Source organism: Streptomyces sp. NPDC048416, from assembly GCF_043200435.1.
In the GTDB taxonomy this organism is placed as follows: domain Bacteria; phylum Actinomycetota; class Actinomycetes; order Streptomycetales; family Streptomycetaceae; genus Streptomyces.
The window spans coordinates 23936-50098 of sequence record NZ_JBICXU010000037.1; the positions used below are offsets into that span (position 1 = coordinate 23936).

A 26163-nucleotide genomic window follows, 5' to 3' on the forward strand; every position below is an offset into this window, starting at 1 on the left:
GGAAAGTCAAGGCATGCGGGCGCCAAGGGATCGGCGCAGGGGTGTCGCAGGAGTGTCGCAGGAGTGCACGGCAGGCCGTAGGTCAGGCCCGGGGGTGAGGGCTTGCATCGGGGATATGGGCCCATCCGATGGGTAATGAGGCGAAATAGTCCAGGTGATGACCTAGCGTGAACTTCATGCCTGCCGCCGCTGTCGCCGCCCCCGGGGCGCTGCTCCTCTGCCGTGCCGAACCCGCCGTGGTCCGCCCGGTCGCCCAGCTGCTGCGCGAACCCATGCTTCTGGCGTCGGCGGGCGAGGGCTGGAGCGTGCTCGTTCCGGCGGGACGGCTCTGGCCTGCCGGTACCGATCCGGTCGACCAGGTGCTGGCCGGCTGGGCGGGCGCGGTCACGGTCGGCACGGGCCGGCCTGCGATCGCGCTGTGGTGGGACGGCTCCCGGGCGGGCTACACGCTGGCCTCCGGCTTTCGTCGTACGGTCGGCTACGTCTGGCTGTCCGACGGCACACCCGCGGGTGAGAGCGAGGCGATGCACACCTTCGCCGACCGGCTCGGACTCGACCCCGTGCACGATGCGGCGGCGCTCGACGCGCTGACCCGCCCCGATCCGGTCGCCGACGCGGGCACCCGCCTCATCGGCCTCCTCGCGGTGCTGGCCCGTACGGGCGTGGTCGTGCCCGCCGGTCTGACGCCGGGTGAACCGGCCGAGCGGCTGCGCGCCGTGGCCTCCGCGCGGGGTGCCGAGACGGTCGAATGGCCCGGCCGACGCGACGCCGTCCGCGTCGGGCTCGAAGCGGTCGAGCGCGGCCCGGCCGGCCCATGGGTGCGCGGGCCCAAGGCGCGTCTGCTCGGCGCGGCCCAACTCGCCGCGGGCCTCCCGCTCACGGTCTGGGGCCTCACACGCCGCAGCGGCGGCTGGACGGCGGCCGGCGCGATCCTGCTCGCCCACGGGGCCCTGGGCCTTGCCTACGACCGGCTCCGCGCCCGGGCCGACGGCGACGACTGACGCGTATTACTCGTTTACGGCCGCGAGTCCGAGTCGACGGTGTGGCCCGCGTCGGGTGGGGTGTCTGGGTGGCCTGGGCCGAGCTGCCCTGCCCGTCCCGTCACTCTTCGTCCTCGTCCTCGTCGTCGAGCCGCGCCAGCCAGGTGGCGAGCCGTTCGACGGGCACCTCGAAGTCGGGGTTCAGGTCGACGAAGGTGCGCAGCTGCTCGGCGAGCCACTCGAAGGTGACCTCCTCCTCGCCGCGCCGCTTCTCCAGCTCCTCGATGCCGCGGTCGGTGAAGTACACAACTTGCTCCTGGGAGGACGTCCGGATGTTCGTGCTCCAGCGTATCCGGCGGCCGCCACGGCCCACGCCCGCGCCCACGGCCAGGCCCCGCCCCACCCGTTCCACGGTGTGCGGACTCGCCGACCGCGGCCGCCTTTGCGGTCACTTTGAATGCCCGTGGGGAGGCCATTGCCCGCTGCTGGTAGCTTCCGATGGTTTCTTGATCCGGGGGGATTCAGTGAAGATCCAGTCGTGCAAAATGTGGCCCATGGTGCTGATCAGCATCGGCGCCGTCGCGGGTTTCTTCTGGGGCGCCCTCTACGAGTCCGCGAAAGCCGACGCCATCGGATCGACCGGCGCCTACGTCGGCGCCTACGTGACGTACCCGCTCTTCGGCGCCGCAGCGGCCCTCGTGGTGCAGCAGTGTCTGGTGCTGCCGTGGAAGACGTGGGTGCGATTCGACGTGACTCGCTGTCGTGGCGGACGCACAAGTCGCTGCTGGCGCAGGGGGTTTCGGCGTCCGGATCGGTGGCTCTGGGCGATGTCGTCTCGGTGGCCGTGATCATGCAGATCTCCGTCGTGCGGGTGTTGTGGAGGCGGCGCGAGCTTGAGATGCGGTCGGTTCGGCTCAAGCTGAGGGACGGCACGCACGTTGTGCTGCCCATCCGCGGCGCGGCCGCGCGTCTCGCCGCCGGGACGCCGTTCGCGCAACTCCTCGACGAACTGCGCCGACAGAGGCCGGAGTTGGCGTCCGGATGCGTCGTACCGACCATGTGATCCACGTGGTCCACCCCTGAGTCGAAGCCGGTCCCGTTCCCGCAGGTGTCGGCGCCGCCGTGGCGTGCTTCGCTGGAGGCGTGCGGGGTACCGCTTGCGGGGCACGGCGCACGGAGTACGGGGTACGGAGTACGGAGTACGAGGTGCGGGGTGTCGACGGAGGTGGTTTCGGATGTTCGGTGGGTTCGACGAGCTTTTCGCGCCCGGGCGGCGGCATACCGAGGAGGAGCGCCGACGCCAGGAGATCACGCTCGACGAGGTCGGCGACTCCGATCCTGGGCGCGGCCCGATAGACCTGGCAAGCGGCAGCGTGGTCATACGTGTGCCCCCGCCCGGGGACGCCGGCCAGGCGGACGACGGCGAGAGCTGACCAGGGCCACCCCCACCACGCCGAAGGGCCCGGCACCCCCGTCGAACGGGGATGCCGGGCCCTTCGTGTGCGTCGTCGTGCTCGCGGGGGGCGGGGCGGGCGCGAGCCGGGCTTCGCCGGGCCGCGGCCCCCTTTCCGCACCCCCGCGGAGCGACTAGGCCTCGAAGACCTCGTTCACCAGCTGCTCCTGCTCCTGCTCGTGACGCTTCTTCGAGCCCACCGCCGGGGACGAGCCGTGCGGGCGCGAGATGCGGCGCAGGCGCTCGCCGTGCGGCACGTCCGCGCCGACGGCCAGGTCCAGGTGGTCGATCAGGTTGAGCGCGATGAACGGCCAGGCACCCTGGTTCGCCGGCTCCTCCTGGGCCCACAGGTACTTCTCGGCGTTCGGGAACTTGGCGATCTCCGCCTGGAGCTCGGCACCCGGCAGCGGGTACAGGCGCTCGATGCGGATGATGGCCGTGTCGTTCGCGCCGCGCTTGTCGCGCTCGGCGGCCAGGTCGTAGTAGACCTTGCCCGCGCAGAAGACGACCTTGCGGACCGCGCCCGCGTCCACATGCTCGTCGCCGATCACCGGGCGGAAGCCGCCGGTGGTGAACTCCTCGACCTTCGACGCCGCCGCCTTCAGACGCAGCATCGACTTCGGGGTGAAGACGATGAGCGGCTTGTGGTGCGGGTTGTGGACCTGCCAGCGCAGCAGGTGGAAGTAGTTCGACGGCAGCGTCGGCATGGCGACCGTCATGTTGTTCTGCGCGCACATCTGGAGGAAGCGCTCCGGGCGGGCGGACGAGTGGTCCGGGCCCTGGCCCTCGTAACCGTGCGGCAGCAGCAGGGTGACGCCGGACGTCTGGCCCCACTTCTGCTCGGCGGAGGAGATGAACTCGTCCACGACCGTCTGGGCGCCGTTGACGAAGTCGCCGAACTGCGCCTCCCACATCACCAGGGACTCGGGGCGGGCCAGCGAGTAGCCGTACTCGAAGCCCATCGCCGCGTACTCGGAGAGCAGCGAGTCGTAGACGTTGTAGCGCGCCTGCTCGTCGGAGAGGTACATCAGCGGGGTGTAGTCCTCGCCGGTGACCTGGTCGACCAGGACCGCGTGGCGCTGGCCGAACGTGCCGCGGCGGGTGTCCTGGCCGGAGAGCCGGACCGGGACGCCCTCCATGAGCAGCGAACCGATGGCCATGGTCTCGCCCATGCCCCAGTCGATCGTGCCGTCCTCGACCGAGGAGGCCCGGCGCTGCATCTGCGGCATCAGACGCGGGTGGACGGTGATCCGGTCGGGGATGTTCACCTGCGACTCGGCGATGCGCTTGACGGCCTCCTGGGAGACCGCCGTGGAGACGGCGACCGGGAACTGCGCCTGTGGGTCCGACGAGTGGATCTCGCCCGGCGCCGAGGTGGCCTCGCGGACCTCCGCGAACACCTTCTCCAGCTGGCCCTGGAAGTCCTGGAGTGCCTGCTCGGCCTCTTCCAGGGTGATGTCGCCGCGACCGATCAGGGACTCGGTGTAGAGCTTGCGCACCGAGCGCTTCTTGTCGATCAGGTTGTACATCTGCGGGTTGGTGAACTGCGGGTTGTCGCCCTCGTTGTGACCGCGACGGCGGTAGCAGATGAGGTCGATCACGACGTCCTTGTTGAACGTCTGGCGGAACTCGAAGGCGAGCCGCGCGACGCGGACCACGGCCTCCGGGTCGTCGCCGTTCACGTGGATGATCGGCGCCTCGATCATGCGGGCCACGTCGGTGGCGTACATGGACGAGCGCGACGACTCCGGGGCGGCGGTGAAGCCGACCTGGTTGTTGATGACGATGTGCACGGTGCCGCCGGTGCGGTAGCCGCGCAGCTGCGACATGTTCAGGGTCTCGGCGACGACACCCTGGCCGGCGAACGCCGCGTCACCGTGCAGGGCGACCGGCAGGACCGTGAAGTCCGTGCCGCCCTTGTTGATGACGTCCTGCTTGGCGCGGGCGACACCCTCAAGGACCGGGTCGACCGCCTCCAGGTGCGAGGGGTTCGCGACGAGCGAGACCTTGATCTGCTCGCCGTCCAGGCCGGTGAAGGTGCCCGATGCGCCCAGGTGGTACTTCACGTCGCCGGAGCCGTGCATCGACTTCGGGTCGAGGTTGCCCTCGAACTCGCGGAAGATCTGCGCGTACGACTTGCCGACGATGTTGGCGAGCACGTTCAGGCGGCCGCGGTGGGCCATGCCGATGACGACCTCGTCCAGACGCGACTCGGCGGCGCTGTCGATGACGGCGTCGAGCAGCGGGATGACCGACTCGCCGCCTTCGAGCGAGAAGCGCTTCTGGCCGACGTACTTGGTCTGGAGGAACGTCTCGAACGCCTCGGCGGCGTTCAGGCGACGCAGGATCCGCAGCTGCTCCTCGCGCTCCGGCTTGGAGTGCGAGCGCTCGACGCGGTCCTGGATCCACTTGCGCTGCTTGGGGTCCTGGATGTGCATGAACTCGATGCCGGTGGTGCGGCAGTACGAGTCGCGCAGCACGCCGAGGACGTCGCGCAGCTTCATCAGGGTCTTGCCGGCGAAGCCGCCGACCGCGAACTCCCGCTCCAGGTCCCACAGGGTGAGGCCGTGCTCAGTGATGTCCAGGTCGGGGTGCTTGCGCTGGCGGTACTCCAGCGGGTCGGTGTCGGCCATGACGTGGCCGCGGACCCGGTAGGAGTGGATCAGCTCGAAGACGCGGGCGGCCTTGGTGACGTCGTCGTCGTGCGAGGCGTCGATGTCCTTGAGCCAGCGGACCGGCTCGTAGGGGATGCGCAGCGCCTCGAAGATGTCGTCGAAGAAGCCGTTGTCGCCGAGGAGCAGGTTGGCGACGATGCGCAGGAACTCGCCGGAGGCGGCGCCCTGGATCACCCGGTGGTCGTACGTCGAGGTGAGGGTCATCACCTTCGAGATGCCCAGCTTGTTCAGGGTGTCCTGCGAGGTGCCCTGGAACTCGGCCGGGTAGTCCATCGAGCCGACGCCCATGATGACCGACTGTCCGGGCATCAGACGCGGCACGGAGTGCACGGTGCCGAGGCCGCCGGGGTTGGTCAGCGAGACGGTGACGCCGGTGAAGTCGTCCATCGTCAGCTTGTTGTTCCGGGCGCGGCGGACGATGTCCTCGTACGCCTGCCAGAACTCGAAGAAGTTGAGCGTCTCGGCCTTCTTGATGCCGGCGACGACGAGCTGGCGGTCGCCGTTGGGCTTCACCAGGTCGATGGCGAGGCCGAAGTTGATGTGCTCCGGCTTGACCAGGGTCGGCTTGCCGTCCTTCTCGACGAACGAGTGGTTCATCGACGGCATGGCCTTGATCGCCTGCACCATCGCGTACCCGATGAGGTGCGTGAAGGAGATCTTCCCGCCCCGGGCGCGCTTGAGGTGGTTGTTGATGACGATGCGGTTGTCGAACAGCAGCTTCACCGGGACCGCGCGCACGGACGTGGCCGTGGGGACCTCGATGGAGGCGTTCATGTTCTTGGCGACCGCGGCGGCGGGGCCGCGCAGCGTCACGTACTCCGGGCCTGCCGGGGCCTCGGTGGCCTCGGCCGCCTTGGCGGCCGGCTGTGCGGCGGCCGGCTTGGCGGCGGGCTTGGCGGGCGCGGCAGCCGCGGGCTTCGCCTGGGCCGGAGCCGGGACGGCGGCCGGTGCGGCTGCCTTGGCCGGCGCCGGAGCGGCGGCCGGGGTGGCCGGTGCCGCGGGAGCCGGGGTGGTCGGAGCAGCTGCGGCAGGCGCGGCTGCCGCAGCCCCCGCGGCTGCGGTGGGAGCACCCTGAGCAGGGTTGTCCGCCGTGCCGGTGGAGCCCGGCTTGTAGTCGGCGAAGAAGTCCCACCAGGCGCGGTCGACCGAATTGGGGTCCTGGAGGTACTGCTGATAGATCTCGTCGACAAGCCACTCATTGGCACCAAAGCCGGCCGCAGGGTTCTTGCCCTGCCCGTCTTGGTCGGTCGAGACGCTCGAATTACTGGGGGACTGAGACGACACGGCGGTAACCGCCCTCTTCCGCTTCACAAGGTGATGGACAGCGGAAATAAAGGCTACGCCTTGCCGGCCTGGACGCGCAGGCCGGGCATGCCACAGTCGCGTAAGTCACACCAGAACCCTGGTTTCGGGGCTTGAAATGGCGGGAAACAAGCGTGGTTCCGCTCCTCCGCGCACCCCTGCGGGTACGCCGCATCGCGGCCACGGCCCCCTGGGCCGCCCCCTGGAAGCGCCGCTTCCGCTGAACACCACGCAGAACGGTCGCTTCCGGTTCGAACTTTACGTCAATTTTGCGGACGGGGGTTCCCCGGGAGGGTGACCTGGATGCGGCAGCCGCGTGCGGATTCGGCCACGCCGATCCGGCCACCGTGCAGGTCCACCGCCCAGCGCGCGATGGCAAGACCGAGCCCCGTGCCGCCGTCACTGCCCGGCCCGTGCGGGGAGGGCGCGGTGCCGCGGTTGAAGCGCTCGAAGACCCGGTGCCACTCCGACTGCGGTATCCCGGGCCCCTCGTCAAGGACCTCCAGGTCGAGCGAGCCGGGCTGCGCACCGCGCCGCGCCCGTACGGTCACGCGGCCGTGCGGCGGCGAGTGCTTGACCGCGTTGTCGATGAGGTTCGCCACGACCTGGTGCAGCCGCTCCGCGTCCGCGTGCGCGGTCAGCTCGGGCGGCGACACATCCAGGTGGAGGTGGACGTCCGTGCGCTGGTGGTTGCCCGAGCCGGAGGACAGCTTGCGCTGGGCGGCCGCCAGGTTGGCCTCCTTGAGCACACCCGACAAGTAGGGCCACACCTCGAAGCGGTGGGCACGCAGCGTGACGACCCCGTTGTCCAGGCGGGACAGATCGAGCAGGGTCTCGACCAGCCGGCCCAGGCGCTCGGTCTGCTTGAGCGCGGTGCGCATCGTCTCCGGGTCGGCCGCCGACACCCCGTCCACGACGTTCTCCAGGACCGCGCGCAGCGCCGCGATGGGTGTGCGCAGCTCGTGCGAGACATTCGCCACGAGTTCCTTGCGGTGCCGGTCCACGGCCTCCAGGTCGTCGGCCATGCGGTTGATGGTGCCCGCGAGGTCGCCGAGCTCGTCACGGCGGTCGGCGCCCCGCACCCGGCGCGTGTAGTCGCCGTGCGAGATGGAGCGGGCGACGGTGTTCATCTCGTCCAGCGGCGCGGTCAGCCCGTGCGCCACGAACTGCGTGATCAAAAGGGTCGCTATCACCGAGAAGACCGTGATGAAACGGAGCTCGGTGCGCGTCTGGAGGGCCACCATGAGCAGCCCGGTCGTGATGAAGACGGAGACCACGACCAGGGTGCCGAGCTTCGTCTTGATGGAGATCGAGACCGACCGGAGCCCGGCCGCGATCCGGCCGCGCAGCCCTCGCCCGGCCGTGGCCCAGCGGTCACGTCTGGCCGGCTCGTCCCAGCCGGGCCGCTCGCCGCTGCCGCGCAGCTGCCGGGCCCGGTCTCCCGCCCGGCTCATGGCGCCGGGGTCTCCAGGGCGTAGCCGACGCCGTGGACCGTACGGATGCGCTCCGCGCCGATCTTCCGGCGCAACGCCTTGATGTGGCTGTCCACGGTCCGGGTGCCGGAGGCGTCCGCCCAGTCCCACACCTCGGCGAGCAGCTGCTCGCGCGACAGCACGGCGCGCGGGGTGTTCGCCAGGCAGCTCAGCAGGTCGAATTCGGTGGGCGTCAGGTGGACGTCCTCGCCGCGCACCCGTACCCGGCGCTGCGCGTGGTCGATCTCCAGCTCGCCGAGGCGGAGTATGCCCGTGCGCGGCGTGCTCGCGGCTAGCGCGGCCCGCTCCACCCGGCGCAGCAGGACGTGCACCCGGGCCGCCAGCTCGCGCATCGAGAACGGCTTGGTCATGTAGTCGTCCGCGCCGACACCGAGCCCGACCAGCATGTCGGTCTCGTCGTCGCGGGCCGTCAGCATCAGGACCGGCACGGGCCGGCGGGCCTGGACCCGGCGGCAGACCTCCAGGCCGTCGAAGCCCGGCAGCATGATGTCGAGGACCATCAGGTCCGGCTGCCATGCCTCGGCCGTGTCGACGGCGGCGGGGCCGTCGAGGGCCGTCTGCACCTGGAAGCCCTCGGCCCGCAGACGGGCCGCGATGGCGTCGACGATCGTCGTGTCGTCCTCGACGACCAGCACCCTGCGCTGGGCGCCGGAGGTCGCCGTGGCGCCGTTGTGGCCGGTGTGTGTCTGCTCCATCGGTGTGCCCCGCCCTGACTGTGCTCGCCCGGGGATCCGTGGGGTGATCCCCTGTGTCGGTCAGAGACTAGAGGCACTTTCCGTATCTCGGCTACGCAGGGCGAGCGCCGAGATGGACCACGTCAGGGACGCCCCGGGCAACTCGCACCTCTTTGGTATGTACCCCAGTGAATCCGGCATTCCGGAGGGCCTGCTCGAAGGCGGCGGACGGGCGCGCCGACCAGACGGCGAGCACCCCGCCGGGGTTCAACCGCCGTGCGCAGTGGGCGAGTCCGGATGGCGAGTACAGCGTGTCGTTGCCCTCGGTGACGGTCCAGTCGGGCCCGTTGTCGATGTCCAGACACAGCGCGTCGTACGTGTCCTGGGCGGTACGTACGTAATCGACCAGATCGGCGCGGATGATCCGGGTACGTGAATCGGACAGTGAGCGGCCCGAAATGGCGCGGAGTGGACCTGTGCGGTGCCAGTCGATGATGGCCTCTTCCCTCTCCACCACGGCGATTTGGCCCCAGCGCGGGTCCTGCGCCGCATGTGCGAGGGAGAAGCCCACGCCGAGCCCGCCGATGAGCAGCGAGGGGCGGGCGGTGCCTGGCAAAAGTGTGGCGTACGCCGCATCGACGAGCAGGCGTTCCGAGCGGCCGTCCGAAGTGTCCATGAGGAAGCACCCGTTGGCGATGATCTCGAAATGCGCCCCGCGCTGCCGCAGCACGACTTCCCCATGGGGTCCTTGGCGCCGGTCGAGGGTGGCGATGTCGTCCATGCCCGTGAGAATGCCGCGTGCGGCACGGCCGCGCACGCGGATTACCGATCGCGGGTCCGCGGCGCGCCGCGGCCCTGACGCATGGGAAGCGCCAAAGGTTGTCTTCTGTGGCGCACGCCATAGACGCGGCCGGAGTCGTTCGCGGAGGGTGTGCGTTGTAGGGACGTAAGCGAGTACGGAACGAACACGGCCGGGTGACGCGGGCGTGGCGTGATGCGGGGCGCGGCCGGCGCGTTCCGGGGAAGGGGCCTCAGCCGGTGCACCCCCCCGAAGCCCGGAAGCCCGCCACCCCGCGGCAGCAGGCACGGGCCACCGCCGCGCCGGGATCCCGGCCGCGGGCTGCGTCGGACCCCCAGCCGGCGGGCCCGGAGGACCCCCAGCTTCCGGTCGTGCCCGGCCCCCAGCTTCCGGTCGTGCCCGGCCCCCAGCTTCCGGTCGTGCCCGGCCCCCAGCTTCCGGTCGTGGCGGGGTCGCGGCTTTCGGGTTCGGAGGGGTCGGAGCTTCCGGTCGTGCCGGGGTCGCGGCCGACGGGTCCGCAGGGGTCCGAGCTTCCGGTCGCGTCGGGGTCGCGGCTTTCGGGTCCGCAAGGTTCAGGTTCGCAGGGGCTCCAGGCCTCGGCCGTGCCTGGCCCCCAGCTTCCGGTCGTGCCTGGCCGCCAGGGCCCCCGCGCGGGCGCGCGCGGCGCTCTCGCCAGGGGCCGTCGGCTGCTGCCCTCGCCCGCCTCGACGCCGTTCGCCTTCGGGTATGCGCTGCTGCTTCTCGCGACCTCGCTGTACACCGCGTACGGCGACCCGGACACCGTGGACGCCCTGCTCCAGGGGTCGAGCACCGATGTCGCCCACCTCTCGACGAGGCCGGTCCTCGCGCTCTTCGCGAGCGCGCTGTGGATCGCCGGTGGCGTCATGTCGCCGTACGCGGTGGTCTTCGTCTTCGTCCTGGCCGCTCTCGAACACCGGATCGGCGGCTGGCGCACGGCGGGCGTCTTTCTGCTCGGCCATGTCGTGGCGACCCTGGCCACCGAGATCCCGGTCGCCCTCTCGGTCCTGGCCGGCCACCTTCCCGAGACCTCACTGCACCGCCTGGACTACGGCATCAGCTTCGGCCTCATGGCCACGGTGGGCGCCCTGGCCGGCCTGCTCGCCCCTCTATTCCGCTGGACGGTGCTGGCCGTGGTGAGCGTGCTCCTGGCACAGGACCTGCTGAACATCTCGGACCCGCTGGCCGCATGGGGACATCCCATAGCGCTGCTGGTGGGCCTGGCCTGCTGGCCGGCCGTACGCCGCGTACGCCGAGCCGTGCCCGCACGCTGACGGCCCGGCGGATGCGTGCCCGTCGGTGTCCGCCCCGATCAGCCCGGCGTCGGAGCGAAGCGCAGGCTCGCCATCGGGGAGTGGGTCCGCCAGCCCAGGGAGGAGTAGAGGGAGCGTCCCTCGGGGGTGCCGACCAGGATTGCGGTGGTGGCGCCCGCCTCGTACGCGGTGTTCTGAAGGGTGCGCATCACCAGACTGCCCAGGCCCCGGCGCTGGTGGCCGGGGGCGGTCTCGATCTGGTCGGCCACGGCTGTCGGGCCGGTCCGCGCGATCTGGCCGCGCGCGGCGAAGTGGCCCTCGTGGGTGCGGACGAGCAGCCGGGTCACGCCGCCCCGGGTCCACGAGGTGAGGGTGTAGCCGTCCGGCACCTCGGGCCGCTCGGCCGCGAGCGGGACGGTCATCAGGAAGCCCGGCTTGTCGAGGTGCCAGCCCTCGCCCACCCAGGGCCGCACCGTGTCGTCGTCGGCGAACAGCTTGAGCCACGTGCCGGGCGCGCTCGTCGCGGCCGCCAGCGCGCGGACGTCCGGCTCGGCGGGCTCGGGAAGCACATGGCGCGAGACATGGTTGACCTGTCCGGCGTCGATGGTCCAGCCCCACGGCCGGTCGATCGGGTCCGAGGTGCCGCGCGACACGACCCAGCCGTCGATCCAGGCCCGTACGAGCGAGCCGATCGCGGCTCGACTCGATGGTGACCCCGCCGTCAACGTCATTGCCGCCCCCTGAGTGGTAATGGTCTAAGTGGCCACGGGTACCTTACTGCGCCGTCGCGATCCGCGTGCTCGCGTCCGCTCCGTGGACGCCCTGGCCGCCTTGGCGGGGGCGCAGGGTTCACCGGGCGCCGCCGCCCAGGGGGTCGGGGCGTCGGCCTTGCGGGGCCCGTCCGCCCATGATCGCTCAGAGCGAACGCCGCTTGGGGAACATTCCTCGACTCACAAGCATTGAGTCGGCATAGCTCAACTTGACTGCCGAAGGGGAGATCATGGCTACCGAGTCCACGGGATACACCCCGACCAGCCTGCCCGTGCTGCCGCTCGACGACGAGGTCGTGCTGCCGGGCATGGTCGTTCCGCTCGACCTGTCCGACGCCGAGGTGCGGGCCGCCGTCGAGGCCGCTCAGGCCGCCGCCCGTCCCGACGCGGGCAAGCCGCAGGTGCTGCTCGTGCCGCGGATCGACGGAACGTACGCCGGGACCGGTGTGCTCGGGACCGTCGAGCAGGTCGGACGGCTCTCCGACGGCGACCCCGGCGCCCTCATCCGGGGCCGCCACCGGGTGCGGATCGGGGCCGGGACCACCGGGCCCGGCGCCGCCCTGTGGGTGGAGGTCACCCGGGTCGAGGAGACGCTGCCCGTCTCTTCCCCGAGCTCCCAACAGGGTTCGAACAGGGGAGGCCCCTATCCGGGCCAGGTGAGCGAGCTGATCAAGGAGTACAAGGCACTCGCCACCGACTGGCTCAAGAAGCGCGGCGCCTGGCAGGTCGTCGACCGCGTCCAGCAGATCGAGGACGTCTCCGCGCTCGCCGACAACTCCGGATACTCGCCGTTCCTCACCACCGCCCAGAAGGCCGAGCTCCTGGAGACGGCCGACCCGGTGGCCCGCCTCAAGCTGGCCACCGAGCAGCTGCGCGAGCACCTTGCCGAACAGGACGTCGCCGAGGCCATCGCCAAGGACGTGCAGGAGGGCGTGGACAAGCAGCAGCGCGAGTTCCTGCTGCGCCGCCAGCTCGACGCCGTGCGCAAGGAGCTGCGCGAGCTGAACGGGGACGGCGGCCAGGAGGACGAGAGCGACGACTACCGGGCCCGCGTCGAGGCCGCCGACCTGCCCGAGAAGGTCCGCGAGGCTGCCCTCAAGGAGGTCGACAAGCTGGAGCGGTCGAGCGACCAGTCGCCCGAGGGCTCCTGGATCCGCACCTGGCTCGACACCGTCCTCGAACTGCCCTGGAACGAGAGCACCGAGGACGTGTACGACATCCGGGGCGCGCGGGCCGTCCTGGACGCCGAGCACGCGGGCCTGGAGGACGTCAAGGAGCGGATCACCGAGTACCTGGCGGTGCGCAAGCGGCGCGCCGACCGCGGGCTCGGGGTCGTCGGCGGCCGTCGGGGCGGCGCCGTGCTCGCCCTCGTCGGGCCGCCCGGCGTCGGAAAGACCTCGCTCGGCGAGTCCGTGGCGCACGCCATGGGCCGCACGTTCGTACGGGTCGCGCTCGGCGGCGTACGCGACGAGGCCGAGATCCGGGGCCACCGCCGCACGTACGTGGGCGCCCTGCCCGGCCGGATCGTGCGGGCCATCAAGGAGGCCGGGTCGATGAACCCGGTCGTGCTGCTCGACGAGATCGACAAGGTGGGCTCCGACTTCCGGGGCGACCCCGCGGCCGCGCTGCTCGAAGTCCTCGACCCGGCGCAGAACCACACCTTCCGCGACCACTACCTGGAGGTCGAGCTCGACCTGAGCGACGTGGTCTTCCTCGCCACCGCCAACGTCCTCGAAGCCATCCCCGAGGCGCTGCTCGACCGCATGGAGCTGGTCAGGCTCGACGGATACACCGAGGACGAGAAGGTCGTCATCGCCCGGGACCACCTGCTGCCGCGCCAGCTGGAGCGGGCCGGTCTCGAAACCGGCGAGGTGGTCCTTGAGGAGGCCTCGCTGCGCAAGCTCGCCGGGGAGTACACCAGGGAGGCGGGCGTACGGAACCTGGAGCGTTCCATCGCGCGGCTGCTGCGCAAGGTGGCCGCCGAGCACGAACTCGGCCGGCGCGAGCTGCCGTTCACCATTGCCCCCGACGACCTGCGGGGCCTGATCGGACGCCCGCACCACGTGCCCGAGTCCGCCCAGGACCCGGCCGAGCGGCGCACCGCGGTGCCGGGTGTGGCCACCGGCCTCGCCGTCACGGGCGCGGGCGGCGACGTCCTGTTCGTGGAGGCCTCGCTCGCCGATCCGGAGACCGGCGCCGCAGGCCTGACGCTGACCGGTCAGCTCGGCGACGTGATGAAGGAGTCCGCGCAGATCGCGCTGAGCTTCCTGCGCTCGCACGGCGCCGAACTGGAGCTCCCCGTGGGCGACTTGAAGGACCGGGGCGTGCATGTCCACTTCCCGGCGGGCGCGGTCCCCAAGGACGGCCCGAGCGCCGGCATCACCCTGGTCACCGCGCTGTCCTCACTCCTTTCGGGGCGGCAGGTCCGCACCGACGTGGCGATGACCGGCGAGGTGTCGCTGACCGGGCGGGTGCTGCCGATCGGCGGTCTCAAGCAGAAGCTGCTCGCCGCGCACCGCGCCGGGATCACGACGGTCGTGATCCCCAAGCGGAACGAGGCGGACCTCGACGACGTGCCGGCGGAGGTCCTGGAGAAGCTGGAGGTCCACCCCGTGACCGACGTACGCCAGGTCCTGGAGATCGCGCTGTCCCCGGCCCAGATCGCGGTGGCCGCGGCCGCCTGACGGCACGGGGGTGTTGCGTTCGGATCGGGCCGGCTTCTCCGAGATCCAGCGAAGCCGGCCCGATCGGATCGGGCCGGCTTCTCCGGGATCCGGCGAGCCCGGCCCGTCCGGATCGGGCCGGTTTCTCCGCGACCCCGCGAGCCTGGCACGACCCGGAGGAGGGGGGTCTACGCCCGAGTGGCCCGTTCGTACAGCGAGCGGGCCCCCGCGTCGAACAGGACCGCCGTCGACTCGGCGTCCGTGTCGCCGCCGCTCAGCACACCGATGATCCGGCCCATCCGGTCGGGGCCCCGGTAGCCGGTCAGCCAGGGACTCCCGCTCGTGCCGTCCCAGAAGCCCCCGCAGCGCATCCGCACCATCGCGGGGACGTCGGTGTCGCGGTGGGTGTCGGTGGTGCACATGATGGGCCGGTTCTCCGGGTTGTGGTCCTCGACCGGATAGCCGACGACCGTCACGCGCTGGTCGGGCCCCGCGCCCCAGTCCGGCGTCGAGGAGCCGACCACGCTCTGCACGCTACGGCCCCGGGCGTCCGGCTCCAGCGTGAGGAACGCGTAGTCCACGGCGTCCTCCTGGTCCGCGATCCACCGGTCGTCGATCTGGGTGGCGCGCACCTTCCACTTGCCGTAGGGATACGTCCCCTCGTCCGCCCCCGAGAAGCCCGGCGCGAACTCCAGCTGCTCGGCGGGGTGGGCGGCCGCGCAGTGCGCCGCCGTGGCGATGACGTTGCCGCGCGGGCTGCTCACCACGCTCGCCGTGCAGTAGTGGTCGCCCCCGCTGACCAGCACGCCGACCGACGGCGTGGCCGGGGCCGGCACGGCGCTGTTCTGGGTGCGGGGAGCGCCGGAAGAGCCCGTCTCGGACTGCGGGGACGAGGCGGCGGGACCGCCGCAGCCCGCGCCGCCGAACAGGACGACCGCCACCGCGGCGACCGGAGCCGCCGACCGCCACACCACTCCCAAGCTGCGCATGGCCTCCATCCTGACCTATGCGGTCCATGGAATGGGGTCATCTGTGCGGCCCATGGCCCGTTCGGGGAGACGGAAGGGCCCCGGCGAACGCAGCGCCGGGGCCCCGTCTACGGGAAGAGCCGTGTCAGCCGTTGGCCAGCGCCTGTAGCCGGTCGAACGCCCCGTTGAACCGGGAGTGGTCGCCGACGGTCGGGCCGGACGAGGTGTACTGCCACATCGTGTAGTAGTCCCATCCGGCCGGCAGGGTGCCCGGGTCGGTGTTGTAGCGGGCGATCCAGAGCGGGTTGGTGGACCCGAAGGCGCCGGAGTTGCCGGTGCACTGGCTCCACCAGCTGGCCGCGGTGTAGATCACCGCGTCGCGGCCGGTACGGGACCGGTACTGGTTGACGAAGTCGCGGATCCAGCTGACCATCCCGGCCGCCGACTTGCCGTAGCAGGCGGCGCCGTACGGGTTCCACTCGATGTCCAGCGCGCCCGGCAGGGTCTGGCCGTCGCGCGACCAGCCGCCGCCGTGGTCCACGAAGTAGTTGGCCTGCGAGGCGCCGCTCGCGGTGTCCGGAGTGGCGAAATGGTAGGCGCCGCGGATCATGCCGACGTCGTACGAGCCGTTGTACTGCTGCGGGAAGGACGGGTTGTTGTAGTACGTGCCCTCGGTGGCCTTGACGTAGGCCCACTTCACGCCGCTGTTCCACAGGGTGGACCAGGCGACGTTGCCGTTGTGGCTGCTGGTGTCGACGCCCTCGGTCTGCACGGTGCGGGTGTCGCGGGGGAGACCGCCCACCCCGTCGTGTGCGGCGACGCCCATGCCCAGGGTCGCGGAGCCGCGCGCGGGGCTGTCGGCGGCGCCGGATGTTCCGGCGAGGCCGAGGACGAGGGTGAGCGAGGAGAGAAGGATCCCGGCCGCGGTGAAAGGTCCGCGGCGGGCCGTTCCGGATCTGTGCACGGGCATTGCGTGCCTCCGAAAGCCTCGGTGGGGGCTGGGACTTGACGGCCTGGGGTCGACATGCCGACGTATCGCTGTGGACATGTCAGAGATGACGCTACGCACGTAGACCGTTGGCGCGAAAGAGGCTTCAGGTTATGCCGTTGGTTCAGACCTTTGGCGGCCGCGACACGCTGCGACAACGGCGTGGTCCGGAAGAAACTTTCAGCCGCCCGCGGGCCGGGCGCCATCCGCGATGCGGGGCGCACGGCCCGCTGGGAAATACTGTGCCGTCACGACACCTATGGCATGGGAGCCGATGTGCACGGTCCGGATCAGGAGTTCCTGGCGCTCGAACGCGAGCTCGCCGTCTTTCTGCGGCGGGCCAGGGCCTCGTCCGGCGAGATGGCCCGCGAGGTCCACCCCGACCTCGAACCGGCGGCGTACGGGCTTCTGGTGCGGCTCGACGAGGCCGGGCCCCAGCGCGCCACCGAACTCGCCGGGTACTTCGGCGTCGGCAAGGCGACGATGAGCCGTCAGCTCCACGCCCTGGAAGACCTCGGCCTGGTGGCGCGCGAGCCCGACCCTGCGGACGGTCGCGCCTCCCTGGTCCGCATCACCGCGGAGGGGACGGCGCGGTTCGGGCGGGTCCGGGATGCCCGTCGTGAGCGGTACGTCCGCAAACTGGCGGGCTGGAACCGTACGGAGATCTCCGAGCTGGCCCGGCTCCTCCATCAGCTGAACGCAGCCGCAGCCGAGGGCTGACCTTGCCCCGCCCTGCGGGCCCCCCGCCCGCTCCCTTGCGGGGCGCGGCCCGCGGACGGCCGCTCGCGCCGTTCCCCGCGCCCCTTGAGAGACCGGTTTTCGGCTGCGGTCCGTGCTCGCTTCTCGCGCAGTTCCCTGCGCCCCTGAACTCGCTTGTGTGTGCGGGCCGTGGACGGCTGGTCGCGCCGTTCCTCGCACCCCCTGGCGGTACGGCGCTGTTCCGGATCGGCATCTTCAGCCTGTCCGGCGTTTGAGGACGAGCGCCTTTCGGGCGCGGAACGGGGTCTGGGGCGGAGCCCCAGGTTCCTCGCGCCCCTTGGCGGTACGGCGCCGGGCCGGATCGGCATCTTCAGCCCGTCCGGCGATTGAGGACGAGCGCCGTTCAGGCGCGGACGGGGTCTGGGGCGGAGCCCCAGGGGCAGGGGCTGCCTACAGCTCAGCCACAAGCACCGTCGCGTCGTCGTGGCGCTTGGCCCGCCCCAGAAACCCCCGCCCCGCGCCAGCGCCCTCGCACTCCCGCACCCGCTCGATCAGCCCCTCCGGCCCCGCCTTGCGGATCAGCGCCACGCAGTCCGCCCACGACCCTTCGCGGAACGTGTCGACCCAGCGGGTCGCGCCGTCCGTGAGGGCGGCCAGCGCCCGCACCCCTGCCAGCGGCTCGCGGCCGGTCACCGCGCGTGCGGCCACCGATGGATCCGCGGCCGCGGTGAAGAAGCCGCCCTCCTTGTTGCGGACCAGCAGGTCGGCGGTCGCATCGTCGGCGAGGGACGCGCGGGGCACCCGGTCGAGCCGGTCGTCCAGGACCGCCCGTACCGTGCCGTCGGCCGATTCGAGGAGCAGCGCCGAGTCGGAGAGGACGAGGTATTCCAGCTCGGCCGCGCCCCACCGGGCGAGCACCACCGTCGCCTGAGGCGTGCGCGGGTGAGAAAGGTCACAGGTGTCGCGATGGGCGTCCGCGGTGCGCCGGATGGATTCGGCCAGGACCTCGGTCAAGGTCATGTCCTGCCGGGAAGCCGACAGTTCGGTCAAAGCGCCGCCGAGCCTCGCGGTGAACCAGGGCACGTCGTGAACGCAGTCGCCGTTGCCCGGCAGGGGCGTCACGCCGTCCAGGACCACGAGCAGACCGCCCAGGCCGGAGGCGGGCAGCGCGGTGGCGGCCCAGTCCTCGTTGGGGCGGGCGGGGTCTCCGGGAACGGTGGCGAGCTGGATGCGCATGTCGGCCAGTCTGCACGACGCCTTCACGGTGCCTTCATGCCCGCCTCCAAGGCGCCGGACGCCCCGTCAATTGGCCTGTACCTGCGGGCGAACCGCATAATCACGGGAGGAATCCGCCACTCCGCCCAGCTGTGGGCGGGCATCCTGCCAAAGGCCGCGCGGAAGTTCCAACCGGCGCCGCACACGAGCGGTGCCGGACGTTCCGTGGGAGTTGATGGTCAACTCTGAAGTGATGTTCACTCGTTCAGGTGGCCGAGCAGTGACTACTCGTCATGACCAGTCGTCACCTTGGCTTCCTTGGTGGACTGGCAAACACGAGTGAAGATTGAGAGCACCGGTGCAGAACAAGCGGCCTCGGGGCGACGACGGCACACGCGCACAACGCACCGTGAAGGTGCGAAGTCGCCTGGTCGTCTCCGTCGCCGTTGTCTCCCTCACCGTGCTCGGAGCGGGCGCGCCCACCCTTTTCGCGGCCTCCGCGGACCTCACCGACTCCCAGCACCTGGTCACCCTTGCCCAGCTGAACCAGCAGGCGGTCAGCCTCGCCCACGCGCTCGGCGACGAGCGGGACGGCGTCACGGAGTACGTCGCGGCGGGCCGGCCCGGCGGCGAGGACGCGGCGCTCAAGGAGCCCACGGCCCGCGTCGACCGCCGGATCGACGAGCTCCGCGCCACCGCGCCGGCGAGCCTGGCCCGCGACCTCGCCACCGTGCCGGCCGTGCGCCGCACCGCGCTCACCGGCAAGGGCACGGCCCTTGAGGCGCAGAAGGCGTACTCCGACGTCATCGCCACGCTGCTCGCCGTCGCCGACGAACTCGGTGACCGCACGCCCCCGCGTGCGGCGGACGCCGTCCGGGCGCCGGGCGCGCTCGGGCGGGCCGTCGAGCAGGCCTCGGCGACCAGGGGGCTGCTGCTCGGCGCGCTCGCCGTGCCGGCGGGGCAGACGTCCAGGTCGTTCGACCCGGTGACCGGCAAGTACGTACAGAAGGAGAAGGACGACGGCGACGCGGGCCGTGCGCGGGACGCGCTGAGCGCCGCCGCCCAGCAGGCGCACGTGCGCGAGCAGTCCGCACTGGCCGACTTCGACCAGGCCGCCGGAGCCGACGCCCGCGACAAGGTCGCCACCACTGTCACCGGGCCCGAGGTGGAGGCCGCCGACGGCTTCCTCACCAAGCTCACCGACCAGCCCCAGCTCAGTGCCACCGACCGCAAGTCGGACCCGGACGCGGTCAGCGCCGCGCTCTCCGCGCGGATCGACCGGATGCGCGGCGCCGAGGCGGCCCTCGCCACCGCCCAGGTCAAGCGGTTCGAGCAGCTGCGGGACGACGACGTGAGCGCCCTGGAACTGCGGATCGGCCTGATCGGCGCGCTGCTGCTGCTCGCCATCGGCGTGTGTGCCGCGACCGCCCGCAGCCTGACCCGCCCGCTCGCCGTGCTGCGGCGCGGCTCGGCCCGGCTCGCCGCCGCGCCGCAGAGCGAGGAGCCGGTGCGCTTCACCGGCCGCAACGACGAGTTCGCCCAGGTCGTACGGTCCCTCAACGAACTGCACGGCACGTTCGTCGAGCAGCACGCGCGGGCCGAAGGGCTCGACCAGGACCTCGTCAAGCAGCGCGGACGCCAGTCCCGCCTCGCCGCCGAGAAGGCCGAACTGCTCACCCGGGTACGGGAGGTGACCGCGGAGCTCGAACGGGCGCAGGGCACCGTGAAGCACGCCTTCGTCAATCTGGGCCTGCGCAGCCTCGGCCTGATCGAGCGCCAGCTCACGGTGATCGAGGGCATGGAGGAGCACGAGCAGGACCCCGACCAGCTCGCCGTCCTGTTCAAGCTCGACCACCTGGCCACCGTGATCCGCCGCCACGGCGAGAACCTGCTGGTCCTGGCCGGCATCGAGCACCACCACAACCACCCGGGCCCGGTCCCGCTCGTCGATGTGATGCGCGCCGCGCTCAGCGAGATCGAACGGTACGAGCGGGTCTCCATCCAGGCGCTGCCGCCGTACGCCCAGGTCGCCGGGTACGCCGCCGACGACCTGAGCCACCTGGTGGCCGAGCTCCTGGAGAACGCGACCGCGTTCTCGCCGCCGGAGTCCCAAGTGCGGCTCTCCGGCTGGCAGTTGGAGGGCGGCGACATCATGCTGTCGATCGAGGACGCCGGTATCGGAGTGCCCCCCGAGCGGCGCACCGAGCTGAACCGGCGCCTCGCCGACCCCTCGTCGTACGAGCCGGGCGAGCCCGGCACCGAGGCGGGCGGCCTCGGGCTGCACGTTTCGGCGCTGCTCGCGCACCGGCACGGCGTACGCATCGAACTGCGCGAGCAGCAGCAGGGCGGGGTCGCCGCGGTCGTGGTGCTGCCCGGCGCGATCCTCCAGGCCGCCGAGCCCCTGGCTGTGCCCCAGGTGATAGCGACGGCGGGCGGCGCCCCGCGCTTCACGCTGCCGGGCGCGCTCGCCGAGGCCAACTCCAATGTGCTGCCGGAGCGTACGGAGCGCTCGGGCGAGGTCGCCAGGCCCACCGAGGCGCAGCCCGCCGGGGCGGCCGTGGCCGATGAACCCGACGCATCCGTCGAGGTTGCTGAGCCCGCCGACCCCGCCGTCGGCCCCGCCCAGCCGCCGGAGCCCGTCGAGCGCGCCGTCGACGAGCCGGCCGCGCTCCCCCTGGACGAGCCGACCTTCGAGATGCGGCTGCCCGAGCCCCGGCCCGCGCAGGCGGACGCGGCACCGGTGAACGCGGCCCCGGCACCGGCGGACGCCGCGCCCATGGACGCGACGCCGACGCCCGCGGCCCCGGACGAGAGCGAGCGCGCGCCCGCCGTGCCCGGGCAGCGGGTCACGGACAAGGGGCTGCCCAAGCGGACCCCGAGGGTCGTCAAGGCGGGGCCCGCACAGGCCCGCGAGCGCAAGGGCGGCACCGACGCGGCCGAGGCCCTGCGGCGCAGGCTCGGCGGATTCCAGCAAGGAGCGAACGAGGGCCGCCGCGACGTGGCGGCGGAACTCGAAGAGACCCACCACCAGGCAGACACGGACACGGGGGAGACAGTCGAGGAGGTACGCAGATGAATGCGACCGGCACCGGTCCCGGCAGGGCCGGCGGCGGCACGTCCGGCAGCGGCGCGCCCGGCACCGGCACGATCGGAGCGAGCACCGAGGCCCGCAATCTGCAGTGGCTGCTCGGGAACCTGGTCGAGGAGGTGCCAGGGCTCATCTCCGTCGCGGTCGTCTCGTCGGACGGGCTGCTGCTGCTCTCGTCCGACCCGGAGCAGCGCCAGGTCACCGTCGACCGGCAGGGCCCGCGCGGATCGAGCGCCGATCTCGCCACGATCGTCTCCGGCATCGGCAGCCTCACCGTCGGAGCCGCCCGGCTCATGGACGGCGGCGGCGTCAAGCAGACGATGGTCGCGATGGAGGAGGGCAGCGTCTTCGTCATGGCCATCAGCGACGGCTCGCTGCTCGGCGTGCACGCCACCCCGGACTGCGACATGAGCGTCGTCGCCTACCACATGGCGCTCTTCGTGGGCCGTGCCGGACACGTCCTGACCCCTGAAGTCCGCAGTGAGCTGCGCCAGTCGATGGAGGCCGCCCAGTGACCCCGCCCGCCGAGAAATCCGCGCGGCTGCCCATACGCGGCGCGGACAGGAAGCCCGCCCGGGTCCGCCCGTACTCGCTGACCGGTGGCCGCACCCGCTTCGGCCACGTCCTGTTCGTCGAGACGTTCGTCGCGGCCATCGAGGCGCCGCCCGAGCGCAAGGAGCTCGGCGGCAGCCCGCACCGGGTCATGCCCGAGATGCTGGCCATCGTCGAGATCTGCCGTGCCATGCGCACCGTCGCCGAGATCTCCGCGCTCCTGAAGATGCCGCTCGGTGTGGTCAGGGTGCTGCTCAGCGACCTGGCCGACCAGGGAAAGATACGGGTGTACGGGACCGGGCACGGCCCGGGCCAGCCCGACCGCGCACTGCTCGAAAGGGTGCTGAGTGGACTCCGCCGCCGCCTCTGAACTCCTCGCCGACGAGGATCTGCTCCCCTGGCAGCAGGACCGCAGCCGGGCCCCCATCGCGACGAAGGTCGTGGTCGCGGGCGGCTTCGGCGTGGGCAAGACCACCTTCGTGGGGGCGGTCTCCGAGATCACCCCGCTCCAGACCGAGGCGGTGATGACCCGGGCGAGCGAGGACACCGACGACCTCACGGCGACCCCGGACAAGCTGACCACCACGGTCGCCATGGACTTCGGCCGCATCACCCTGGACGACGACCTCGTCCTGTACGTGTTCGGCACGCCCGGGCAGCAGCGGTTCTGGTTCATGTGGGACGACATCGTGCGCGGCGCGATCGGCGCGGTCGTGCTCGCCGACACCCGGCGCCTTTCGGACTGCTTCCCCGCGCTCGACTACTTCGAGAGCTGCGGGCTTCCCTACATCGTGGCCGTCAACCACTTCGAGGGCACCGAGTCCTTCGAGCCCGACGACGTGCGCGAAGCGCTCACCGTGCCGCCGCACATCCCCGTGGTGATCATGGACGCGCGCGAGCGGGTCTCGGTGATCGAGTCCCTGCTCGGCCTGGTGGCCCACGCCCTGGCAGCCTGCCCCGAATAGACCCCGCCCCCCACGGTTCGCTACGCACAAAACGGAGAACGGTCCCGCATGCGGAGAATACTCATAGTCGGAGCCGGCCAGTCCGGGCTTCAGCTGGCCCTCGGACTTCAGGCGCAGGGGTACGAGGTCACCCTGATGTCCAACCGCACGGCGGACGAGATCCGGTCCGGCCGGGTCATGTCCACCCAGTGCATGTTCCACACCGCGCTCCAGCACGAGCGCGACCTCGCGCTGAACTTCTGGGAGTCCCAGGCCCCCCGGATCGAGGGCGTCGGCGTCTCGGTCGCCGCCCCCGACGCCACCCGGCCCATCGACTGGGTGGGCCGGCTCGACGGCTACGCGCAGTCCGTGGACCAGCGGGTCAAGATGGCCGGCTGGATGGAGACGTTCGCCCAGCGCGGCGGGCAGCTCGTCATCCACGGCGCGGCCGTCTCCGACCTCGACTTCTTCGCCCGCACCTACGACCTGGTCCTGGTCTCGGCCGGCAAGGGCGAGCTGGTCTCGATGTTCGGCCGCGACGCGTCCCGCTCCCCCTACACCGAGCCGCAGCGCGCGCTCGCGGTGTCGTACGTGCACGGGCTCGGCCCGCGCCCCGAGCACCCCGACTTCGAAGCGGTGCGCTGCAACCTGGTGCCGGGCGTGGGCGAGCTGTTCGTGATGCCGACCCTGACGACCTCGGGCCGCGCGGACATCCTGTTCTGGGAGGGCATCCCGGGCGGCCCGCTCGACGTGTTCAACGCAGTGACGGACCCCGCCGAGCACCTGGCGCTCACCCTGGAGCTGATGGAGAAGTTCCTGCCCTGGGAGTACGCACGGGCCACCAAGGTCGAACTCACCGACGCCGGCGGCACGCTGGCCGGGCGCTACGCGCCCACCGTCCGCAACCCCGTCGGCCGGCTGCCCGGCGGCGGCCTGGTGCTCGGCGTCGCGGACGTCGTCGTGGCGAACGACCCGATCACCGGCCAGGGCTCCAACTCGGCGTCCAAGTGCGCCGCTTCATACCTCGCGTCGATCGTCGAGCACGGTGAGGCCGAGTTCGACGAGGCGTGGATGCGGGCCACCTTCGAGCGGTACTGGGACACCGCCCAGCACGTGACGAAGTGGACCAACGCCATGCTCGGGGCGCCCCCGGAGCACGTCCTGAACCTGATCGGCGCGGCCGGTCAGCTCCCGCCCGTCGCCGACCGGTTCGCCAACGGCTTCAACGACCCGGCCGACTTCGAGAACTTCTTCTTCGAGCCCGACAGGACGGCCGCCTACCTCGCCGAAGTGGCGGGCGCCCAGGCCTAGGTGGGCTCCTCATCGGCCGAGTACCCCGTGTCCACCCCCTGCGCCGCTCCCTGCGGGAGCCTCGGGGGGTGGTACGCGGACAGCGGCGACAGGGAGTCCGCCGCCGGGTCCGGGCGGACGGCGCCCAGCAGCGGGTTCGCGGCGATCGGGGAGACCTTGACCTGCGCGCCGGGGCGGGGGGCCTGCACCACCAGACCGTCGCCCAGATACATCGCCACATGGGTGGCCCTGGGGAAGTAGACGACCAGATCGCCGGGGCGCAGCGAGGTCAGCGCGATGTGCGGCAGCTCGGCCCACTGCTCCTGACTGGTGCGCGGGATCGAGCGGCCCGCGTGCGCCCAGGCCTGCGAGGTGAGCCCCGAGCAGTCGTAGGACTCGGGGCCCTCCGCGCCCCACACGTACGGCTTGCCGATCTGCTCGACGGCGTACGTGAGCGCCCGGTCGCCCTCCGGCGAGGGGGCCCGGGCGCTGCTCAGGGCGCCCGAGGCGAGCAGGCTCTGCTGGGCCCGGTCCGTGCCCTGCTGTTCCAGCCGGGCCAGTTCGGCCAGCTGCTCGGGGGAGAGCTCGGCCAGGAGCTTTTCGACCTCCTTGAGCCGGAGCTCGACGTCGTCCTTCTCCTGGCGCTGCCGCTCCGCGAGCGTCCGCTGCTCCTCCAGCGCACGGCGCGAGGCAACCGCCAGTTCGGCGGCCCGCTGTTCGCCCCGGCTGAGCCGGTCCACCGCGGCCTGGCGTTCGCCGGCCGCGCGGTCCAGGACGTGCCGCTGGTCGAGGGCGCTCTGCGGATCGCCGGCCAGCAAAAGACGCAGGTACGAGGAGAGGTCGCTGCGGCCCTGGTACTGCTCGCGGGCGAAGCGGCCCGCGTCGTCGCGGCCCCGCGCGAGCGCGGTCCGTGCCGAGGCCAGCGCGGCGGAGAGCTTCGTCTCCTCGGCCTGGCGTCGCTTCAGCTCGACATCGGTGGTGTTGTACGCCTCGGTCGCCTCCTCCGTCTGCCGGTACAGCGTCTGGAGCCGGCCCAGCAGGGCCACGGCCGAGGTCTGCGGGGGCTCCTCGGGCAGCGCGGCCGCGGACTCGCCGGGCGGCTGGGGCGCGGCCACCGCGAGCTGGGCCGCCGTCGCCGTCGCCAGGGCCACGGCGACGGCCGCCGCGTACACCGGGCGCACGCGAGCTGACATGTACTCACCTCCGGTACGGAACCGGTCCTTCCGGCCCCACCGGATCGGATCGTGGCACGCTCTGCCGGGACAATCCCCGCGAGAAGGATGAACGGGGTATTCGGCTCACTCGTGCGGCGGCAGCCCGGTGCGGGGGCTTGCGCCGCCGTCCTTCTTCGTCCATGGCCAGCGGCGCGGCTCGCGGCCCTCGGGGACGTAGGTGTACTTCCAGCCCCGCGGAAGGCCGAGCCGCTTGGTGTGGGAGGCCGGCTCCAGACGGTAGGCGTACACCGTGGCGGGGCCGCCCTCGGCATCGGGCACGGGCACCTCGTACCACTGCGGGGGCTTGCCGGTGGGGCCGGTCAGTACCGGCAGGACGCGCCCGTCGAGGGGGCCGCCCACAAAGAGGGTGTTCTCGCTTCGCACCCCCCAAGTCTCACAGCAGGTGGGCCGCCCCGCTCACGACGGGTATCACCCGGCGGGCGAGCACGCCCGCCGCGCCGTCGGCGGACTCCTGGGCCAGGGCGGCGCGCACCGCCTCCGCGCTCTGTTCATCGGTGGCGGCCGTGACGGTGAGCAGCGCCACCAGATGGTCCACCAGCCAGTCGCGCAGCTCGGGCAGCGGCGGCTGCTTGTCCTCGTCCAGCCAGATCAGGGAGGCCGCCTCGACCGCCGCGATCCAGGTGCGCACCATCATGCGGAGGCGGGGGCCCGGCTCTGCGACCTCCAGATGGACCAGGATCTGCTCGGCCGCGGCCCGCCGCACCTCGTCGACGATCGCCGTCGTCCGGGACGTCTCGGCCATGCTGCCGCCCTGGAGCAGCGCCGAGAACCCGGCGTCGTGCTGGTCGACGAAGGCGAGGTAGCGGTCGAGTGCCCGGGTGAGCCGCTGGGTGAGCGGCCCGCTGTGCACCTCCGCGAAGCACAGCTCCAGCTCGTCGGCGGCCGAGCGCAGCGCCGCCTCGTACAACTGCTGCTTGCCGCCCGGGAAGTAGCGGTAGACCAGCGGCCGCGACACCCCGGCCGCCTCGGCCACGTCGTCGAGCGACACGTCCTCGGGCGCCCGGTGCGCGAAGAGCGACAGGGCCGCGCCCAGGAGCTGGACGCGGCGCTCCTCGACGCTGAGCCTGCGGTACGCGGGGGTGGCGGCTGAGGTCATACCGGCAG

General features: G+C 71.9%; 23 protein-coding genes. 11 read left to right on the forward strand and 12 right to left on the reverse strand.

Annotation, left to right across the window (positions count from 1 at the left end; genetic code table 11):
• Positions 1 to 176: 176 nt before the first annotated feature.
• Complete coding sequence (locus tag ACGFW5_RS31365) at positions 177 to 1001, forward strand: hypothetical protein (protein ID WP_393837710.1); 825 nt, start codon at positions 177 to 179, stop codon at positions 999 to 1001.
• 100 nt (positions 1002 to 1101) lie between these two features.
• On the opposite strand, the gene ACGFW5_RS31370 is transcribed toward ACGFW5_RS31365, so the two are convergent.
• Positions 1102 to 1287, reverse strand: coding sequence for a DUF6104 family protein (locus tag ACGFW5_RS31370; protein ID WP_030190019.1), 186 nt, complete (start codon positions 1285 to 1287; stop codon positions 1102 to 1104).
• Positions 1288 to 1713: 426 nt separating this feature from the next.
• On the opposite strand from ACGFW5_RS31370, the gene ACGFW5_RS31375 reads away from it, so the two are divergent.
• Entirely contained in the window at positions 1714 to 2043 is a 330-nt protein-coding gene (locus tag ACGFW5_RS31375; RefSeq protein WP_393837711.1) for a hypothetical protein, read from the forward strand.
• A gap of 172 nt (positions 2044 to 2215) precedes the next feature.
• Positions 2216 to 2413, forward strand: a complete 198-nt coding sequence (locus tag ACGFW5_RS31380) for a DUF6191 domain-containing protein (RefSeq protein ID WP_393837712.1) — start codon at positions 2216 to 2218, stop codon at positions 2411 to 2413.
• A 154-nt stretch (positions 2414 to 2567) separates the two neighbouring features.
• Here the strand turns inward: ACGFW5_RS31380 and ACGFW5_RS31385 are convergent, their stop codons facing one another.
• The 4 genes from ACGFW5_RS31385 to ACGFW5_RS31400 all read right to left on the reverse strand — a co-directional run bounded on the left by ACGFW5_RS31385 (position 2568) and on the right by ACGFW5_RS31400 (position 9358).
• Complete coding sequence (locus ACGFW5_RS31385) at positions 2568 to 6392, reverse strand: multifunctional oxoglutarate decarboxylase/oxoglutarate dehydrogenase thiamine pyrophosphate-binding subunit/dihydrolipoyllysine-residue succinyltransferase subunit (protein WP_393837713.1); 3825 nt, start codon at positions 6390 to 6392, stop codon at positions 2568 to 2570.
• 281 nt (positions 6393 to 6673) lie between these two features.
• Positions 6674 to 7864, reverse strand: coding sequence for an ATP-binding protein (locus tag ACGFW5_RS31390; RefSeq protein ID WP_393837714.1), 1191 nt, complete (start codon positions 7862 to 7864; stop codon positions 6674 to 6676).
• Entirely contained in the window at positions 7861 to 8598 is a 738-nt protein-coding gene (locus ACGFW5_RS31395) for a response regulator transcription factor (protein ID WP_393837715.1), read from the reverse strand. Before ACGFW5_RS31395 ends, ACGFW5_RS31390 begins: the two co-directional genes overlap by 4 nt.
• A gap of 91 nt (positions 8599 to 8689) precedes the next feature.
• The gene (locus tag ACGFW5_RS31400) at positions 8690 to 9358 is read right to left on the reverse strand and encodes a spermidine synthase (RefSeq protein WP_393837716.1); all 669 of its coding nucleotides are present in this window, start codon (positions 9356 to 9358) and stop codon (positions 8690 to 8692) included.
• A 644-nt stretch (positions 9359 to 10002) separates the two neighbouring features.
• On the opposite strand from ACGFW5_RS31400, the gene ACGFW5_RS31405 reads away from it, so the two are divergent.
• The gene (locus ACGFW5_RS31405) at positions 10003 to 10668 is read left to right on the forward strand and encodes a rhomboid-like protein (RefSeq protein ID WP_393837717.1); all 666 of its coding nucleotides are present in this window, start codon (positions 10003 to 10005) and stop codon (positions 10666 to 10668) included.
• A 38-nt stretch (positions 10669 to 10706) separates the two neighbouring features.
• On the opposite strand, the gene ACGFW5_RS31410 is transcribed toward ACGFW5_RS31405, so the two are convergent.
• Complete coding sequence (locus ACGFW5_RS31410) at positions 10707 to 11378, reverse strand: GNAT family N-acetyltransferase (RefSeq protein ID WP_393837718.1); 672 nt, start codon at positions 11376 to 11378, stop codon at positions 10707 to 10709.
• Between the two features lie 269 nt (positions 11379 to 11647).
• Here ACGFW5_RS31410 and lon point away from each other — a divergent pair, with 269 nt between their 5' ends.
• The gene (gene lon / locus ACGFW5_RS31415) at positions 11648 to 14101 is read left to right on the forward strand and encodes an endopeptidase La (RefSeq protein ID WP_393837719.1); all 2454 of its coding nucleotides are present in this window, start codon (positions 11648 to 11650) and stop codon (positions 14099 to 14101) included.
• 167 nt (positions 14102 to 14268) lie between these two features.
• Here lon and ACGFW5_RS31420 read toward each other — a convergent pair whose 3' ends face one another.
• Positions 14269 to 15069, reverse strand: a complete 801-nt coding sequence (locus ACGFW5_RS31420; RefSeq protein ID WP_393837720.1) for a trypsin-like serine peptidase — start codon at positions 15067 to 15069, stop codon at positions 14269 to 14271.
• A 124-nt stretch (positions 15070 to 15193) separates the two neighbouring features.
• Positions 15194 to 16018 (reverse strand): lysozyme, encoded by an 825-nt coding sequence (locus ACGFW5_RS31425; RefSeq protein ID WP_393837721.1) that lies wholly within the window; start codon positions 16016 to 16018, stop codon positions 15194 to 15196.
• 282 nt (positions 16019 to 16300) lie between these two features.
• Between ACGFW5_RS31425 and ACGFW5_RS31430 the strand changes: the two genes are divergently transcribed.
• Positions 16301 to 16756 (forward strand): MarR family winged helix-turn-helix transcriptional regulator, encoded by a 456-nt coding sequence (locus tag ACGFW5_RS31430; RefSeq protein WP_393837722.1) that lies wholly within the window; start codon positions 16301 to 16303, stop codon positions 16754 to 16756.
• Positions 16757 to 17185: 429 nt separating this feature from the next.
• On the opposite strand, the gene ACGFW5_RS31435 is transcribed toward ACGFW5_RS31430, so the two are convergent.
• Positions 17186 to 17971, reverse strand: coding sequence for a hypothetical protein (locus tag ACGFW5_RS31435; RefSeq protein WP_393837723.1), 786 nt, complete (start codon positions 17969 to 17971; stop codon positions 17186 to 17188).
• A 337-nt stretch (positions 17972 to 18308) separates the two neighbouring features.
• Here ACGFW5_RS31435 and ACGFW5_RS31440 point away from each other — a divergent pair, with 337 nt between their 5' ends.
• From ACGFW5_RS31440 to ACGFW5_RS31460, 5 genes are read left to right on the forward strand one after another with little or no spacing between them, the layout of a single operon-like run.
• On the forward strand, positions 18309 to 21026 hold the full coding sequence (locus ACGFW5_RS31440) for a nitrate- and nitrite sensing domain-containing protein (protein WP_393837724.1): 2718 nt from the start codon (positions 18309 to 18311) through the stop codon (positions 21024 to 21026).
• Positions 21023 to 21553, forward strand: coding sequence for a roadblock/LC7 domain-containing protein (locus ACGFW5_RS31445; RefSeq protein WP_393837725.1), 531 nt, complete (start codon positions 21023 to 21025; stop codon positions 21551 to 21553). Before ACGFW5_RS31440 ends, ACGFW5_RS31445 begins: the two co-directional genes overlap by 4 nt.
• Positions 21550 to 21960, forward strand: a complete 411-nt coding sequence (locus tag ACGFW5_RS31450; protein WP_393837726.1) for a DUF742 domain-containing protein — start codon at positions 21550 to 21552, stop codon at positions 21958 to 21960. The genes ACGFW5_RS31445 and ACGFW5_RS31450 overlap by 4 nt, the downstream gene beginning before the upstream one ends.
• Positions 21938 to 22555 carry an ATP/GTP-binding protein gene (locus ACGFW5_RS31455; RefSeq protein WP_393837727.1) on the forward strand — a complete coding sequence of 206 codons (618 nt, stop codon included), beginning with the start codon at positions 21938 to 21940 and terminating at the stop codon, positions 22553 to 22555. The genes ACGFW5_RS31450 and ACGFW5_RS31455 overlap by 23 nt, the downstream gene beginning before the upstream one ends.
• 48 nt (positions 22556 to 22603) lie before the next feature.
• A complete protein-coding gene (locus ACGFW5_RS31460; protein ID WP_393837728.1) occupies positions 22604 to 23845 on the forward strand; it encodes a styrene monooxygenase/indole monooxygenase family protein in 1242 nt (413 codons plus the stop codon).
• Here ACGFW5_RS31460 and ACGFW5_RS31465 read toward each other — a convergent pair.
• The 3 genes from ACGFW5_RS31465 to ACGFW5_RS31475 all read right to left on the reverse strand — a co-directional run bounded on the left by ACGFW5_RS31465 (position 23842) and on the right by ACGFW5_RS31475 (position 26155).
• On the reverse strand, positions 23842 to 25017 hold the full coding sequence (locus tag ACGFW5_RS31465) for an NlpC/P60 family protein (RefSeq protein WP_393837729.1): 1176 nt from the start codon (positions 25015 to 25017) through the stop codon (positions 23842 to 23844). The genes ACGFW5_RS31460 and ACGFW5_RS31465 overlap by 4 nt on opposite strands.
• 105 nt (positions 25018 to 25122) lie before the next feature.
• A complete protein-coding gene (locus ACGFW5_RS31470; RefSeq protein WP_393837730.1) occupies positions 25123 to 25422 on the reverse strand; it encodes a hypothetical protein in 300 nt (99 codons plus the stop codon).
• Between the two features lie 10 nt (positions 25423 to 25432).
• Positions 25433 to 26155: a TetR/AcrR family transcriptional regulator gene (locus ACGFW5_RS31475; RefSeq protein WP_393837731.1), complete on the reverse strand. Its 723-nt coding sequence runs from the start codon at positions 26153 to 26155 to the stop codon at positions 25433 to 25435.
• Positions 26156 to 26163 lie beyond the last annotated feature (8 nt).